This is a genomic window from Spirosoma montaniterrae (genome assembly GCF_001988955.1).
Classification (GTDB): domain Bacteria; phylum Bacteroidota; class Bacteroidia; order Cytophagales; family Spirosomataceae; genus Spirosoma; species Spirosoma montaniterrae.
Genome location: NZ_CP014263.1, coordinates 5,735,455 through 5,751,547 on the forward strand (window position 1 = coordinate 5,735,455; position 16,093 = coordinate 5,751,547).

The window sequence follows — 16,093 nt, forward strand, 5'->3', positions numbered from 1 at the left end:
CAAAACGACCTCCGTTTCCGATTTATCGGTATGTCAAATCCATTACGATTAAACCTGTTTACGCCCGTTCATGACGACCGCCCGGTGTTTGTGGCGGGCAATTTTAACGACTGGCACCCCGCCGACGAGCGGTTCAGACTCCGCCAAACCGGGCCGGGCGAATACGAATTCGAGTTTCCGACTGACATTCTGCTTCCCGACATCCTCGACTACAAATACACTAAAGGCGGCTGGGACCACGTTGAACTCAGCTCGACCGCCGAGACGCCCCCCAACCGCACCATCAGCGCGGAGCCGCACCGAGAACCCGACATTGTGCCGCACTGGCGTTGGTTCGGACAACCGTTCAATCCCGATTTTCTGCCCAAGTTGGTGGCCGAGGAATTTCATATACCGCAGTTGCACACCGACCGCCACGTGAATGTACTGCTGCCGTATGACTACGATGCCAGTCCCGAAAAGCGTTATCCGGTGCTATACATGAACGATGGGCAAAACCTGATTGGCGAAGGTTCGGGCTACGGAAGCTGGCACGTCGAAGAAAAAATGGCGATTCTGGCAAGCCGCCGACGGCACGACATTATTATCGTAACTATAAATCACGGAGAGGCCGAACGCATCCGCGAATTTACGGTCGATAAAACCCGGATGGCCGGGCGCGGGCGGGGGCGCGAATACCTGAAATTCATTTGCGACACGCTCAAGCCAGCCCTCGACGCCAATCTGCGAACGCTGTCCGACGCCGAAAACACTGGTATCGGCGGCAGTTCGATGGGCGGGCTAATCAGCGTCTATGCCGGGCTGATGCACCCCAACGTATTTGGGCGGCTGATGGTATTTTCGCCATCGCTCTGGATTTCGCCCAAGATTTACTTCGACGCCATCAAGTTTAAAGCTCCTGTGCCGATGCGCGTCTTTGCCTACGGCGGAGCAGCCGAATCGAAATACATGGTTCCCAATCTTGAGCGGTTTAAAGAATCGCTGGTGAGGCAGGAATATGGCGGTAATCCTATCGACGTATATTTGTCGGTTTATCCGGAAGGCACCCACGAAGAACGCCACTGGAGCCGCGAGTTTCCGCGTGCTGTTGAGTGGCTTTTCTATGGAGAGCATGTTTAAAATTGATGGAACACGGATGTAACGGGTTATACGGGTTTACACAGATTTTTATTTGGAAAAAGCAGCAAAATCCGTGTTAATCCGCGTCATTCGTTAAATCCGTGTTCCCCTTATATTTCGAGTTATGCGTATCATCTGTGGCAATACCGACATTGGCGACCGGATTATTCCTGTTGTCAAAACTGACTCTCTAATTGACCGACTGGCCGAGCAAGCTACTAAACTTGGCTTGCCAACGGACGCACTCCAGCGCGACTTTAAAGCCGAAGCCAAAGAAGTGCTGACCATGTACGGCTCTGATGGGCAGAAGACGTATCTGCTTGGCTTAGGCACTGACCCGCAGGCTATCGACTGGCTGAAAACGTTCCGAAAGTTTGTCTTCGATCACAAAGCAAAGCTATCGGCAACGGTTAGCGTTGACCTGACCGGCTTTGATGCGTCGGTGGTGGAGCCGGTGGTGCTGGGACTTCGGGCAGGTAGTTACGACCTCGGCCTGTTCAAAACCGATAAGCCCGAAAAACCCACGTTTTTAACCGATGGGCAGGTTTCGATTGTGCTGTCTGCCGACCAGCAGGCCGAAGCGCAGGAAGCCCTGCAACGGGCCGAACACATCGCCCTGACGACCCGGCAAATGCTGGACGTGATGAATTCGCCCGCCAACAAAAAAAGCCCCGAATCGCTTGCGAAATGGGCAATGGCGTCGGGGCAGGCGTATGGCTACAAAGTGACGGTTTTAGACCGGGCCGAACTTGAAGCGCAGGGCTTGGGCGCATTGCTGAGCGTATCGGCGGGCAGCGAGGTGCCGCCCGTGCTGATTGTGGTCGAATACAAGCCGCAGGGTGTTGAAAAGGCGAAAACGGTGGGATTGGTCGGCAAAGGTGTAACGTTCGATACGGGGGGCGTGTCGATTAAAACGTCGGCCAACATGCACTATATGAAGAGCGACATGGGTGGAGCCGCAGCCGTGCTCGGTACGCTCGAAGTAGCCGCCAAACTCAACTTGCCCGTTCACCTTGTCGGCGTAATACCCGCCACCGAAAATTCGACCGATGGCCGTTCCACCAAGCCCGGCGACGTGGTGACGAGCTACAGCGGCAAAACCATCGAAATCATCGATACCGACGCCGAAGGCCGCGTAATTCTCGCCGACGGGCTGGGTTATTTAGTGCGGAATTATCAACCCGACGTAGTGATTGACCTCGCTACGCTCACGGGCAGCGTGATTGCCGCGTTGGGCTACCATGCCGCCGGGCTATTCACGGCCAACAACGACCTGGCCGCGCAACTGACCGCTGCCGCCGACCGCACGGGCGAACGACTCTGGCGAATGCCCGTCTGGGACGTTTATAAAGAAGACATTAAATCGGACGTGGCCGATGTGAAGAATTTTAGTGGTAAACCGCTCGCCGGTTCTATCTCGGCTGCGAAGTTTCTGGAGGTTTTTGCGGAAGGTCATCCAGCCTGGGCGCACCTCGACATTGCCGGTACAGCCTTTGCTGATACTGAGTTCGGTACACAAAAAAATGCGACAGGTTTTGGAATACGGCTGCTGATTGATTACTTGCAGAATTTGTGATAAAATTGTTACACCGAGATACGCAGAGAAGAAAAGAAGATTCACGCAGGGTGAGCTTTATTGAATCTTCTTTGCGTATCTCGGTCTCTCCTCTGTGCATCTCTGTGTAACATAACAACATGGCCCAACTCTCATTTCTCTGCATCGCCACGTATTTCAAGGGGCAGGATTTCATGCGTTCCTGCAAGGCACTCGGCAATACGGTGTACCTGCTTACGGTCGAAAAATTGCGCGATGCCGAATGGCCCCACGACGCCATCGACGACGTATTTTACCTGCCTAATCCCGAAAACACGAGCGAGAATTTAGACCGGATGCTCACAGGACTTGCCCATACTATGCGCCAACACAAAATTGACCGGGTGGTGGCCTTAGATGATTTCGACGTGGAGAAGGGCGCGCTTATCCGCGAAACGTTCCGCATTCCGGGCATGGGCCAAACCACGGCGCGTTTCTTCCGCGACAAACTGGCGATGCGGATGCGGGCCGCTGCCGAAGGTATTCGGGTGCCGCGTTTTAGCAGCCTGTTTCACGATCAGAGCATTACCGATTTTATTCAGACCTCCGAAGGCCCGTGGCTTGTGAAACCACGTTCCGAAGCATCGGCAACGGGTATCAAAAAAGTACACAACATCGACGAAGCCTGGCAGGTGATTCATGCCCTGGGCGAACGGCGGCACGAATACCTGATCGAAGAGTTTAAGCCGGGGCGTGTGTATCACGTTGATTCGCTGTCGTTTGAAGGCAAAATTATCTTTAGCCGGGCGAGCCGCTATCTGGCAACACCGATGGAAGTCTCGCACGGGGGCGGGGTGTTTCGCACCGTCACGCTGGCGAAGAACGACGCGGAAACGGTGGCTCTGCGCGAAATCAACGAACGCGTCATGAACGCATTTGGCATGAAATCGTCGGCCTCGCATTCTGAATACATCCGGGGCGACCACGACGGCGAACTGTACTTTCTGGAAACAGCCAGTCGGGTCGGTGGCGCGCACATTGCCGAGATGGTGGAGGCTGCGTCGGGTATCAACCTGTGGACTGAGTGGGCGAAGTTAGAAACCGCCCTTGCCCGAAACGAACGTTACAAGATTCCCAAAGAATCAGACCACTACGCTGGACTGATTGTGTCGCTGGCCCGGCAACAATGGCCCGACATGGCCGCCTTTTCGGACGATGAAATCTGGTGGCGCATGAACAAGGAATACCACGTTGGCCTGATTGTCCGCTCCAAAAAGCAGCCGCGCATTCTGGCGTTGCTGGACAAGTACATGCAACATATTTACAACGACTTTCACGCATCGGCCCCCGTGCCGGATAAGCCCACAAGCTGAGGTCCTGCACCCGTCTCCCGCGTTTCATTTAAATCATTACAACCTTTTACGTTATTGAGGGTCTTGGCAAGTGTATTCTAACTAATTGACATGACGCGAACTGTATTAATTTTATTGAGCCTGGTATTAGTGTTTATGGTCGGCTGCAATCGAACAGGTATTGACCCAACACTCCTGCAACCTGAACTTGCAATTGAGGAAGGGTTACGGCCAATTACAGTTAATTCACAAACAGTCAGAGACCAGTTACTAATAGACATATCGCCACAGGGGTCAATCGTGTGCTGTTGTGCGCCTTGTCTGCAACCTACTTATGCCTTGACTGATCGCTACGAAATACAGATTTCCAGCGCAGAGTCAGGGCCTTATCGCCTGTACACAACTATTAAATCAGGCAACAGCGAGCAGGAACAACAGAAAGCCCATAGTATAGCACTACCCAAAGATTTAGTTAGTCAGCCCTCAATTGTTCGGGTTGTGGCTGTAAGCAAAAAAGGTAAAGTTGGTCAGGTTAAGGCTATTATGAATAGCTTTTCACCCGAAATTAAAGCTATCACGGAAGTGGTTGTTAATGAGAAAGATAAACTGTGGTCGCTTAATTTCAATCCGGCTAAGCCGCAGGTCGTTTATGCTACTTACGTACAGGACGCGTCTCACAACATTATTGCTACATTACGGGTAGCTGACTATGCACAGGGGAAATTGAGTAATGTGCAGGTTATAAACCCCAGCGGCTATGGCGGTCTGTTTTCAAAAGATGGAAAGCTACTGGCTTATTTTCAGCCGCGTACTACGGATGACTTGCCCCGGCTACTCGTTATTCGGGAGATGGAGACGGGACTAAACCGCACCCTTCGATTACCTGCCAATTTATGGATTGGCTCGATGGCCTGGTCGCCCGATGGGCAGCACATTGCTTTTTTGGAGCAAAATAACGAATACACGCGTTTGTGGAAATTAACCATTAGTACTGAAAAACTTGAACCCATTACAGCCGTTATGCCATATAAAGAACCCGGTGGTCTCTGGCAAGGTAGTATTGATTGGACACCCGATGGTAAGGCAATTATTGCTACGCGCAGCGACCATCAAACCAGTATAAACCGGCGGTTTGGCTTGTCTATGATATCTGTCGCTAACGGACGTATTTTGTCAGATTTTATGACTTTACCTAATTGGCGCGATGAGAGTCCATCCTTCTCCCCCGATGGAAAACAGATTGCTTTTCTTAGTTCCAGAACCGGCCCGTCGAGTAACAATTACTCCCTTTGGTTAAGAGACATAGCCACTAATCAACTTCGGCATCTACGTTTTCCTGAAGGTTTTCAATTATCAAGTATATTTCAACCACATTGGATTAACGGCAGTCAGTTACTTATTGCAGTGTATTCGGGCTACACGGCCCAGAATCGCTACTATGTGGTGTCAATTTGAAACGGCCTGAACAGATTTAGGTTGATACGCTTCAATCTTCGCCAGTAGCCCCGTCATCATTTCCTTGAAATAATCGCCATTGTAGGGGCCGAACCAGTTCATGTCGCGGGTTTCGTAGGTGATGCGGTTATAATAACGGTCGGGTGTGACATAGCCGATGTAGCCGCCGTTGAAGCTCGTAATCATTAGATTCAAGCCGCGCTGCCGGGCTGCGGGTTGCAACTCCACTGCCAGTTCGCCCGAAAAGTCGCAGGGGGTGCCGAGCAGTACGGTTGAGCCGATGCGTAGCGCTTTCAGGTCGGACGGGTAATCGCCATAGAGGTTGTGAAAAAACCAGGGTCGAATCCGGCAATCGCCCAGTACACGGGGGTGCGGTTCGCGCAGGCTGAGTGGTAGGGTGAGTATTGCCAGTGTACTATCGGGGCGGGGCTGAATGGTGGGTGCAATGCGTTCGATGCGCAGAGCCAGATCGCCCGCGTAGTTTCTGATCTCCTGAAAATCAGTTTTGCCGCGTGCCTGTGGCCCGGTACTGCCCATTGGCCCGCCCAGAAACAGCGCGAACGTTGCCGTTTTTCTCTCTAACCTGTCTACCAGCGAACCCGGATAGTCGCGGCTGAGATAATCTCCGTTATCGCCTTCAAACAAGGTCGCATGGCCCGCAAACGAGCAAATCAACGCCGACGTACCATCTTGTTTCTGTAGTTTAATGAGCCGAACGGCTCCATCGAGCGGTCCGGTTGGCCCCGAAAAACCGATGCGGTTGTAAATATGGTCAGACGCATCGGTTTCGCCGTAACCAACCTGCGCGGGGGCCATGTTGGCTTGTGCATTGCGAATAGCCGTTAGAATCCCTTCGGTGATGCGCGTCACAATGCGCTCGTCATAGTCACCGGCAATCAGTTGGCCTACTACCCCCGGTGCCCAGCCGCCCACACTGTTATGCGAGTGAATGGTTCCGCTGTAGACGTTTTCCCAGCGAAGTCCCAGTTCGGGAAGCCGTTTTTTCAGTTGTTCTACCACCGTTGGGGGCGTAATGAGCAGATCGAGTCCGATTAGCACGGCCCGCGTACTGCCGTTGTCGAAGACAATGGCCCGCGCCCAGATCGAGTCGCTGACGATTCGCCAATGTCGTCCGCGCCGTTCGCCGTAGCCGCCGGTTGGGGTGGTATAGGGGGGCGTAATGTTGGCTTTGGCCCATCCTGCCCGTAATGGCGTTTTTGCCGCTGGTGGCGCGGGCAATTGTGTCAGCCGCTGTTTTGTCTGAGCGTAGTACGGCATCTGTTGATAAGGGGTCTCATCAACTGGAATCAAGCTAATAGATACAAGAAGAAGAACGAACAAAATCAGGCCAAGCAGTAGACGCAGCAGGAAACGAACAAACCACATAAGTGCATTAAAGAAAGATACAGGTCTGCAAGCAACGAAATAATGCCCGAAACAGAAAATAAAAAGCACCCGCGAAAATCACGGATGCTTTCTGTATTAAGCCGGTTTCCCGGTTCCTCAAACTAAACTCCCTGCTCACTATGTCGATGATCCTCAATGGGCTACCGCCCGTGTAGCAATTTTACCGTTCGATAAAACATACGTACCTATGGATAATATGGATTCCCGGTTCTCCAAAACAGTCGTATAACTTGCGTGACAATTATAGCGAATGCCCGTCACAAGGCCACTTGTGGATTTCATTCAGCTATTTACAGCCTTTCTACATTGATTATGCAATACAAACGAACCCGCACCACCGACATGCAGATGCTATTGCGCAGCCAGTTGAACGTTGTTTCGCGGTATGCCAATCAGTCATCGCAGCCTCAGAAACCGATGGGACCCATTAGGTTTCTGTTGCAATTATTCTTCCCATAGCCGGAAGATTCTTGGTGAAAAACGAAGTGGAGCCCAGCCTATCGGCGTGATAGGCTGGGCTTTTTTTGGGCCAAACTAACAGACTCGCGCTCACTGCCCTGTCTTTTGTTATCTTTGCGACTCCCCAATTCATGCCACAGTACTCATTCTACACTACTCATTTTAGCTATTTCATGCGGGTTTTAAAGTTTGGCGGCACGTCGGTAGGCTCGGTTGAGAGTATCAAACAGGTTATTCAAATTATTGAAAAGCATCGTGATAACGACGATCAGATAGCCGTCGTGTTTTCGGCGATGGGTGGTGTTACCAACCAGTTGATCGAGATTGGACGGATGGCAACAACCGGTCAGGTCGATTATATGGAACTGGTTCGGCGTATCGAAGACCGGCACTTCAACGTTGTCAAAGCCCTGATTCCGGTTAAAGAACAGAGTAAGGTGTTTGCCCGCGTTCGTGGCATCATCAACGAACTCGAAGACCTGCTGCGGGGGGTCTCGCTTATTCGCGAACTCACCCAGCGCACCCATGACCTGATTACCAGCTTCGGCGAACGCCTGTCAACGTCGGTCATTGCTGAGTGCATAAAAAGCCGGGGTATTCCGGCGCAGTTCTGCGACGCTCGCAACCTTATCAAAACCGACGCACAGTTTGGTCATGCCGACGTTAACTACACGCTGACAAATCAGCTTATTCAGGAATACTTCGCCAAAAACACTGACTTACAGCTCATTACGGGATTCATTGGTTCGACCGAAAAAAACGAAACTACCACACTGGGGCGGGGCGGCTCTGATTATACGGCCAGCATTATCGGTGCGGCCCTGAACGCTACGGTTATCGACATCTGGACCGACGTTGACGGTATGATGACCGCCGACCCGCGCAAAGTGCCAAATGCGTTCAATATCCCGACCATCACGTATGCCGAAGCAATGGAACTGAGCCACTTCGGCGCGAAAGTGATATACCCGCCCAGCCTGCAACCGGCCTTTGCCCGCAACATCCCGATTCGGGTGCTGAACACGTTCAACCCATCGCATGAGGGTACGGTAGTCAGCCGCACTGCCGAACGGCGACAGTACACCATTACGGGCATTTCGAGCATCGACGACATCGCGCTGGTGAACGTGCAAGGCTCCGGTATGATTGGCGTGGCGGGCGTATCGGCCAAACTGTTTGGCGTGCTGGCGGCTCATAAAATCAGCGTAATTCTGATTTCACAGGCATCGTCGGAACACTCGATCTGTTTTGCTATCGACCCCCGTGGAGCCGATAATGTGAAGGCAATTTTAGACGCCGAATTTGCTACTGAAATTGCTCACGGACATATCGATAATATCGGCATCGAGCGCGATCTGTCGGTGATTGCGACAGTGGGCGAAGGCATGAAAAAATCGTCGGGGATTGCCGGGAAGCTGTTTTCGGTGCTGGGCAAAAACGGCGTTAATATCGTGGCCGTGGCGCAGGGGTCGTCGGAGATCAACATTTCGGTGGTTATCAATAAAAACAACCTCTCTAAGGCTCTCAACGCGTTACACAACATTTTCTTCCAGTCGGAGGCCCGAATGCTTAACCTGTTTATGGTGGGTACGGGGCTGATTGGTAAGGCGTTGCTGAAACAGATTCACGCCCAGACGGATTACCTCCGTCGCGAAAAGTTGCTGAAAATCTGCGTGGTCGGCGTGGCAAATACCCGCAAAATGCTGCTCGACCCAAAAGGGCTAAACCTCCACGACTGGCACGAACATCAACTAACCGATGGTGTGACAACCTCGCTGCCTGCCTTTATCGAGAAAATAAAAGATTATAACCTGCCCAATTCGGTATTTATCGACTGCACGTCGGATAAAGACATTGTGCAGCATTACGAAGCCCTGTTAGACGCTAACATTTCGGTCGTAACGCCGAACAAAGTGGCAAATTCCGGGCCGTATTCGGAGTATCGGCGGTTGCAGCGCACAGCCCTGAATCGGGGGGTTAAGTTTCTGTACGAAACCAATGTTGGGGCGGGTTTGCCCATCATCAACACCGTGCAGGGGCTAATGACGGCGGGCGATCAGTTTCTGAAAATCGAAGCCATTCTGTCGGGTACGTTGTCGTTCATATTCAATACGTTCGGCACTGGCGGTCCGACGCATCGGTTGTCATTTGCCGAGGTAGTGCGCGAAGCAAAAGAAAAAGGCTATACCGAACCCGACCCCCGCGACGACCTGAGCGGGCAGGACGTGGCCCGGAAAATCCTGATTCTGGCCCGCGAAGCTGGCTTCCCGCTCGAACCCGAAGACGTTACGATCAACAACCTGCTGCCGCAGTCGTGCTTAGACGCGCCCACGATTCCGGCCTTTTTTGCCGAACTCGAACGCAATAACGCTTACTTTGAAAACCTGCTTTCAGAAGCCGAAGCCAACGGCGAAAAACTACGGTTTGTAGCCTCGTTTGAGAACGACAAAGCCGTGATCGAACTGCGGTCGGTAGGGCCGGAGCATCCGTTCTACCAACTGACCGGGGCCGACAATATCGTGTCGTTTACGACCGAGCGGTACAAAGAGCGTCCGTTAGTAGTAAAAGGCCCCGGCGCGGGTGCCGAAGTAACGGCATCGGGCGTCTTCGCCGACGTGGTGAGCATCGGGAGTTATTTGGCGTAGCGCAGAACTCGCTAAAGAGTATGACTGTTAACGAAGAAACTACTAACAACACAGACGATGGACGAGAACGCTATCTACCTCAACGAGTACCACCAGCAGCGGAGCAGGCGAATGGTCAGGAAAATCTCCGAGCAGCCCTTAATGTCATTGCAGGAGTGCATCGAACAAGCAAAGCGGCTCAAGGACCAACCCCGAAAAAGTAGCTCTGGAGGAAGCTCTTAAAAAAGGAGAGGAGAAACTGCTTAGGCGTTGGGTTCTATCAATGGATATTATGTTGCCATCTGAACCTTTCACCGACGCCTGGCACGCACAGGGCGGGGAAGGTGGAGCAGAGCATCAGGTGTATGTTCAGCTTGGTATTTACTACAAACGCAACAACTTAAACTATTACGGCACCTGGCTAAGCTACTTTCATAATTTATTGCTGCATAACTGGCTTTTTCCTGAGACTGCATACAAATTTCTGGGCCTTATGGATGTAGACGACACGTTACAGGCTGTTGTTTCACAGAAAGCTCTCCGGGGCGTGCGCGGAGCTTCGCCCGACGAGGTAGCCGCCTATATGGCTCTATTTGATTTTACGCCACTCAAGAACAACGAATACATTAACCTGAACTTTGGTATTATCGTTAGCGACCTGCATCAGCGAAATGTACTGGTGCGGGACGATGGAGAACTGCTTGTGTTTGACCCGGTTATTTATTTGAATTAGCGTATTTTCTTAGTGCTGTCCAACTTACCAACGTGGTGAATATCAGGAGTTATTTGGCTTGGAAATACGCTACTCACCGGCCTGATGATTCGCCAAAACGGTTGCTAACTTTTCTTCAAGACCTGGAAAATCGCGTGTCATTCGGCCTTTCGGACCCCACTCGATATGAATATGGTCGGTATGCGGCATGGTCTGCTGTTGCTCATACGGAACCGGTCCGCCCCGATTGTCCCAGGTTTGGCGATTCCAGATAATGGCTCCCCACTTAATTCGTGGCTTTTCGCTCACTAATACCCTGACGATAGCATCCGCTAATTTTCGCTCGTCAGGGTCGTTGGCATTCAAAAAAATGTCAATCGCACTACCGTCGTCGTGCGGGCCGTGGCCGGGATTGAAAATCTCCATGCGCTGGCAATAGGTGGTGTCCTCGAAGACTTTCGTGAATATCCGTTTTAGCTCTTTGGGTGCTGGCTGTTCCATGATCGTAAAGAATAAGGCTATTCGATTAGTCGTTAGGCCGGTTTCGTACACAAACACCGTCGTAAAGAGGATGACCGGTTACTGGGCAAAATTTTGTAATTTAGCCTGACTAACTCGTTACTATGCTTACCGACACCCATCAGCAAGCCCTCGTTGACCGCATCCGCGACATTGGTCATGCCGAAGCCATTCGGCGATTTTTCGGGCTGTTGAAGGAACTCATCGACATCGTAAACCTGCCCAACGGCGATGCGCGGCTGGCATTTACACTTCGCAAAGATGCCAGGTCAATATCGGCCAATGTTAATTTTTTTCTGGCACTTCGCATCGTAAAACCCAGCCGTGGCGAAGTTGAATATTGGCTGACTATCAAACGAAGTTGTCAGGAACAACTGAGCGGTATCCAGGAACTTGGTTTTATTCCCCTTACAGACCGCTCTGATTACGTATCTGTCGTTATTGGGCATTCTGACGCTCATTTACTGCAAAATTTAACCATCCGTAAGTGCTGGGAAGACTGTTTGCCCGAACTGACCGAAACTGCCAAGCGCGGCCCGCACGTGGCCCGGCACAACCCCGATATTTACGAAGCTGCTGAAAATGAAGCTTTTCTGACTGACCTGCTCCGGCTGGCCGACGACCCTACGCTGGGCGAACGCTCGCTCAACGGCCACGCTGTTGAAGAACCCGACGCCAACTACGAAACGCAGCCGAAACGACCCGATCAGCCGCATAATCTGATTCTGTTCGGGCCACCGGGTACGGGCAAAACCTACGCCCTGCAACCCTACCTGCGCGAGCCAAATAGCAGCCTGATTACGTTCCATCCGTCGTACAGTTATGAAGAGTTTGTGGAGGGCATCAGGCCCGAAGTAGTTGGTGGTCAGATGAATTACAAGATTCGCAAAGGTATTTTCTACAAAGCCTGCCTGTCGGCAATTCAGCAGGCGGGCTACGGTACGCTGGCCGATTGCCTGAACGATAACCCCGACAGCCGCGCCCGAAAATTGCAGAAAGCCCCGGCCCACTACCTGCTCATCGACGAAGTAAACCGGGCTAATGTCTCGAACGTGTTCGGCGAACTGATTACGCTGCTCGAACCCGATAAGCGGCTGGGCGCAGCCAATGAACTGTGGGTAACGTTGCCGTATTCGCAGGAACGGTTTAGCATTCCGGTCAATCTTTACGTCGTTGCCACTATGAACACCACCGACCGGTCGATTGCGCTGTTAGACATTGCGTTGCGTCGGCGGTTTGCGTTCCGTGAGATGCTGCCCGACCCGTCGGTGCTGCCGGTTATTGAGGGCGTTGATCTGGCGCAGTTGCTGCGGACTATCAACGAACGCATCGAATACCTGCTCGACCGCGACCATCAGATTGGTCATGCTTACCTGACATTAGTAACGAACCATGCTGAACTGTGCTATGCGTTTCGCGACCGGATTATTCCACTCTTGCAGGAGTATTTTCTGAACGACTGGCCGAAAATTCAGTTAGTCCTGGGCGATAATCCGCTTTGGGGTAAAGACCCTGAACTGCGGCTAATCTGGGTCAGGAAAAAATACACGAACGCAGCCGCCACCAAGCTATTCGGTGAACTACCCGATTCGCTCGATGAGGTTGTTACCTACGAAGTGAATCCGCACCTGACAGCGGGTGATTTTGATCGGGTGCCAACCGATGCGTTTGTGAAAATCTACTCGAAATGAAAGCTCTCGTTCTTACGGAATACAATCATTTTGAACTACAGAACGTAGCCAAACCAACGCCCGGCCCCAACGATGTGCTGGTACGCGTGCAGGCTGTGGGTATCTGTGGCTCCGACGTTCACGGCATGGACGGCAGCAGCGGTCGCCGTATTCCGCCCGTTGTGATGGGCCACGAAGCCAGTGGCATCATCGCCGACGTTGGCAGCAACGTGCGCGGCTGGGCCGTTGGCGAGCGCGTAACGTTTGACTCGACCGTTTACGCGCTCGATGACTGGTATAGCCGACGCGGCATGTATAACCTCAGCGATGGCCGCGAAGTGGTGGGCGTGTCGACGCCCGATTTCAAACGGCAGGGTGCCTTTGCTGAGTATGTGACTGTGCCACAGCATATTCTCTATGCCATTCCCGATAACGTATCATTCACCCAGGCCGCGCTGGTGGAGCCGGTGGCCGTAGCTCTGCACGCGCTCAGCCTGACGCCCCTACAGATCAACGACTCGGCGGTGGTGGTCGGTGCAGGCATGATTGGACTGTTCGTGATTCAGGCACTTAAACTGGCTGGTTGCAACCCCATTATTGCCATTGACTTAGACGATGACCGGCTGGCTCTGGCGAAATCGCTGGGAGCTACGCACACCATTAATGCCCGCGATACAAACGTGCCGGCGCAGGTACAGACTCTGACGAACGGGCGCGGGGCCGACGTGTCGTTTGAAGTTGTGGGGGCGGGACCAACCGTGAAAACTGCCATCGACTGCGTCCGAAAAGGCGCAACGGTGACATTGGTCGGCAACCTGGCCCCGTCGGTCGAGATGCCTTTGCAGGCGGTGGTGACGCGGCAGTTGCGGCTACAAGGCTCCTGCGCCATCAACGGCGAATACGAAGCCGCGCTGTCGCTGATTTCGTCGGGTCGTATGAATGTCGAAGCCATTTTAAGTGCCGAAGTGCCGCTCGAAGAAGGAGCCGACTGGTTTAAGCGGTTGTATGATAAAGAGAAGGGGCTGATTAAAGTTGTATTGAAACCCTGAAGCAGTTGTAGTGTATTACGTTCCAATCTTGTTTATAATGACTTTCCGCACCAGTATTCTCGCTTTTTCACTCCTCCTCACCCTCGAAATCCGCGCTCAGGTGCGTTTGCATACCGAAGACTTGTCCCGTTTCTATCAGGCGTTCGATAGCGTAATGACCACTACCGATACGGCTAAACAAACGGCAATTATTCAACAGCTTTACGTTGATAAAGCCAGTCAGGGCCTTCGGACGTTCATGGAACTGCGGGGTGGTACGGCCCCCAAATGGCGGGTCTACATCGCCGAAAATAAAGAAGCGTTAATCAAAAAGCGTCCGTATATCCTCTCGGTGCTGAATCAGGAAGCGGAGTTGTTTCGCAAGCTCATTCAATTCAAAAAAATCTATCCTGACTTTCGGGAGGGCGACGTGTATTTCTGCGTGGGTATCGGCAACTCAGGCGGCACCATCCGCGGCCGAACGGTATATATCGGCACCGAAGTAGCCGCCAGCGAACGGCCAAACTGGGCCATACCCTTAGTGTTGCATGAGTTTGTGCATACGCAACAGTGGGTACAGCGACACATTAATGAGCTGATGGGCAGTGAAAAACTGGCTGAAGAGTATGGAAGAATGCATAAGCAACTGCTGGAGCAATGCATTGGCGAAGGCATGGCCGAGTTTGTAAGCGAGTTGGTATTAGGCCAACGGCTGGCCGAACTATCGCCCGATGGCTACATTGCTTACAGTCTGAAGCATGAAAAAAGCGTTTGGGATGCATTCCAGAAGGAGATGTACAAGAATTATAACTGGAATGATGGGTGGCTTTATAACGAAAAGGCAATCAACGGTACAAAGGTGCGTGACCTCGGTTATGCTGTCGGCTATCAAATTTGTAAAAGCTACTACGACAAAGCCCACGACAAAAAACAGGCTCTCAATTATATGATTGGCTTAAACCTGACCGACGAAAACGCCCGTAACTTCCTACGACAGTCGGGCTACGAAACCAAAAAGAAAGCAGATCGCTGAACTTGTATCAGATTTAATGCGGCTAAGTGAACAAACCGACCTCCTTTTGAGTCCTGTTACGGAAACGAGTCCGTAACGCATGAAAACCTGCCTTTCACTGATTCTGAGCTATATAACCGGCTGTGTCTGGGCGCAAACTGATTCGGTTCAGAAGCAACTGAGCCTACAGGCGCATACTGGCTTTATCATTCCCCACGCTGCCGATTTACGAGCCATTTCGCAGTCCAGACCGGCGGGTTTTGAATTGAGCTACAGCCGGACCAACCTGCGCCGGGCGGCCTACGAACGCTGCAATTGTTTTGCCCGCGTGGGCGCGTATGTCAACTATTACGCGTTTAACAACCCCGCCGAACTGGGCCGGACGGTGGGGGCGGGGGCTTTTTTTGAGCCGCTTATCAACTACGGAAAACCCATCTTTTTTTCGGTGCGGGCCACCGCCGGGCTGGCCTACGTATCGCGCACCTTTGATGCTGAAAGCAATCCGCGCAACACGTTCTTCGGTGCTCCGCTGAATGGGTTAATGGCTTTGTCGGCCAGCACGCACGTGCGGTTGAGCGAGCACCTGCAAGGCACCGTTACGGCCAGTTATAACCACATCTCCAACGGCGGTACGCGCCAGCCTAACCGGGGCATGAATTTTCCGACGCTGGGCGTTGGCCTGACCTACAGCCTGAACGCCGTGCCTTTCCCCAACCCGCGCCAATGGACTAAACCCGAGCTGGCAAGTCGTTTTACGATGCGCCTAATGCCATTTGCGTCGATCCGAACACTACCAAGAACCGATGTTTTCGCCGAGCGAGCTACGTGGCTTTGGGGTATAACCGCCACGGCAGGCTATCGGCTTAATCGGTTCAATGCATTGACAGGCGGGCTGGAGGTAGTTCACGACGGTTTCGTGCGCGAACAGGCCCGGCGCGACGGCCTGCGACCCGATGCCTGGCAACTGGCCCTGCTGGGCGGCTACGAACTCTGGCTGGGCCGGTACACCTTCGCAACACACGTTGGCTATAACCTGCATCAGCCCGCCATTATTCCCGATGGGCCGGTGTTTCAGCGGTATCAGTTGCTGTACAATCTCGGCCCGCGTATACGCGTTGGCGTCGGCCTGAAAGCCCGGCTGAACGTAGCCGAAGGTTTCGACGTGCGGGCGGGGATTGGGTTCTGATGATTGTCGGCTTTTC

General features: G+C 52.6%; 12 protein-coding genes. 10 read left to right on the top strand and 2 right to left on the bottom strand.

What is annotated here, in order from left to right; translation table 11 throughout:
• Positions 1–30: 30 nt before the first annotated feature.
• From AWR27_RS24780 to AWR27_RS24795, 4 genes are all read left to right on the top strand, one after another.
• Positions 31–1,119, top strand: a complete 1,089-nt coding sequence (locus tag AWR27_RS24780; RefSeq protein WP_077133660.1) for an alpha/beta hydrolase — start codon at positions 31–33, stop codon at positions 1,117–1,119.
• 124 nt (positions 1,120–1,243) lie between these two features.
• Positions 1,244–2,695, top strand: a complete 1,452-nt coding sequence (locus tag AWR27_RS24785) for a leucyl aminopeptidase family protein (RefSeq protein WP_077133661.1) — start codon at positions 1,244–1,246, stop codon at positions 2,693–2,695.
• A 119-nt stretch (positions 2,696–2,814) separates the two neighbouring features.
• Entirely contained in the window at positions 2,815–4,026 is a 1,212-nt protein-coding gene (locus AWR27_RS24790) for an ATP-grasp domain-containing protein (RefSeq protein ID WP_077133662.1), read from the top strand.
• 90 nt (positions 4,027–4,116) lie between these two features.
• Positions 4,117–5,460 carry a PD40 domain-containing protein gene (locus AWR27_RS24795; RefSeq protein ID WP_083732963.1) on the top strand — a complete coding sequence of 448 codons (1,344 nt, stop codon included), beginning with the start codon at positions 4,117–4,119 and terminating at the stop codon, positions 5,458–5,460.
• Here the strand turns inward: AWR27_RS24795 and AWR27_RS24800 are convergent.
• A complete protein-coding gene (locus AWR27_RS24800) occupies positions 5,452–6,738 on the bottom strand; it encodes a neutral/alkaline non-lysosomal ceramidase N-terminal domain-containing protein (protein WP_335695402.1) in 1,287 nt (428 codons plus the stop codon). The two genes, AWR27_RS24795 and AWR27_RS24800, sit on opposite strands and share 9 nt — an antisense overlap.
• A gap of 761 nt (positions 6,739–7,499) precedes the next feature.
• On the opposite strand from AWR27_RS24800, the gene thrA reads away from it, so the two are divergent.
• The gene (gene thrA / locus AWR27_RS24805) at positions 7,500–9,971 is read left to right on the top strand and encodes a bifunctional aspartate kinase/homoserine dehydrogenase I (RefSeq protein ID WP_077133665.1); all 2,472 of its coding nucleotides are present in this window, start codon (positions 7,500–7,502) and stop codon (positions 9,969–9,971) included.
• A 205-nt stretch (positions 9,972–10,176) separates the two neighbouring features.
• Positions 10,177–10,683, top strand: a complete 507-nt coding sequence (locus AWR27_RS24810) for a putative polyvalent protein kinase domain-containing protein (protein WP_257788531.1) — start codon at positions 10,177–10,179, stop codon at positions 10,681–10,683.
• Positions 10,684–10,752: 69 nt separating this feature from the next.
• Here AWR27_RS24810 and AWR27_RS24815 read toward each other — a convergent pair whose 3' ends face one another.
• Positions 10,753–11,163: a VldE C-terminal domain-containing protein gene (locus tag AWR27_RS24815; RefSeq protein WP_157579303.1), complete on the bottom strand. Its 411-nt coding sequence runs from the start codon at positions 11,161–11,163 to the stop codon at positions 10,753–10,755.
• Between the two features lie 122 nt (positions 11,164–11,285).
• Here AWR27_RS24815 and AWR27_RS24820 point away from each other — a divergent pair, with 122 nt between their 5' ends.
• The 4 genes from AWR27_RS24820 to AWR27_RS24835 all read left to right on the top strand — a co-directional run bounded on the left by AWR27_RS24820 (position 11,286) and on the right by AWR27_RS24835 (position 16,077).
• Complete coding sequence (locus AWR27_RS24820; RefSeq protein ID WP_077133668.1) at positions 11,286–12,872, top strand: McrB family protein; 1,587 nt, start codon at positions 11,286–11,288, stop codon at positions 12,870–12,872.
• Positions 12,869–13,900, top strand: coding sequence for a galactitol-1-phosphate 5-dehydrogenase (locus AWR27_RS24825; RefSeq protein WP_077133669.1), 1,032 nt, complete (start codon positions 12,869–12,871; stop codon positions 13,898–13,900). Before AWR27_RS24820 ends, AWR27_RS24825 begins: the two co-directional genes overlap by 4 nt.
• 37 nt (positions 13,901–13,937) lie before the next feature.
• Positions 13,938–14,912 (top strand): DUF2268 domain-containing putative Zn-dependent protease, encoded by a 975-nt coding sequence (locus tag AWR27_RS24830; RefSeq protein ID WP_077133670.1) that lies wholly within the window; start codon positions 13,938–13,940, stop codon positions 14,910–14,912.
• A gap of 79 nt (positions 14,913–14,991) precedes the next feature.
• A complete protein-coding gene (locus AWR27_RS24835) occupies positions 14,992–16,077 on the top strand; it encodes an acyloxyacyl hydrolase (RefSeq protein ID WP_077133671.1) in 1,086 nt (361 codons plus the stop codon).
• Positions 16,078–16,093: the final 16 nt, after the last annotated feature.

Excerpts from the sequence above, each read along its gene's own strand:
- AWR27_RS24780 (WP_077133660.1), top strand. The coding sequence starts at position 31 with ATGTCAAATCCATTACGATTAAACCTGTTTACGCCCGTTCATGACGAC.
- AWR27_RS24785 (WP_077133661.1), top strand. The coding sequence starts at position 1,244 with ATGCGTATCATCTGTGGCAATACCGACATTGGCGACCGGATTATTCCT.
- AWR27_RS24790 (WP_077133662.1), top strand. The coding sequence starts at position 2,815 with ATGGCCCAACTCTCATTTCTCTGCATCGCCACGTATTTCAAGGGGCAG.
- AWR27_RS24795 (WP_083732963.1), top strand. The coding sequence starts at position 4,117 with ATGACGCGAACTGTATTAATTTTATTGAGCCTGGTATTAGTGTTTATG.
- AWR27_RS24800 (WP_335695402.1), bottom strand. The coding sequence starts at position 6,738 with ATGCCGTACTACGCTCAGACAAAACAGCGGCTGACACAATTGCCCGCG.
- thrA (WP_077133665.1), top strand. The coding sequence starts at position 7,500 with ATGCGGGTTTTAAAGTTTGGCGGCACGTCGGTAGGCTCGGTTGAGAGT.
- AWR27_RS24815 (WP_157579303.1), bottom strand. The coding sequence starts at position 11,163 with ATGGAACAGCCAGCACCCAAAGAGCTAAAACGGATATTCACGAAAGTC.
- AWR27_RS24820 (WP_077133668.1), top strand. The coding sequence starts at position 11,286 with ATGCTTACCGACACCCATCAGCAAGCCCTCGTTGACCGCATCCGCGAC.
- AWR27_RS24825 (WP_077133669.1), top strand. The coding sequence starts at position 12,869 with ATGAAAGCTCTCGTTCTTACGGAATACAATCATTTTGAACTACAGAAC.
- AWR27_RS24830 (WP_077133670.1), top strand. The coding sequence starts at position 13,938 with ATGACTTTCCGCACCAGTATTCTCGCTTTTTCACTCCTCCTCACCCTC.
- AWR27_RS24835 (WP_077133671.1), top strand. The coding sequence starts at position 14,992 with ATGAAAACCTGCCTTTCACTGATTCTGAGCTATATAACCGGCTGTGTC.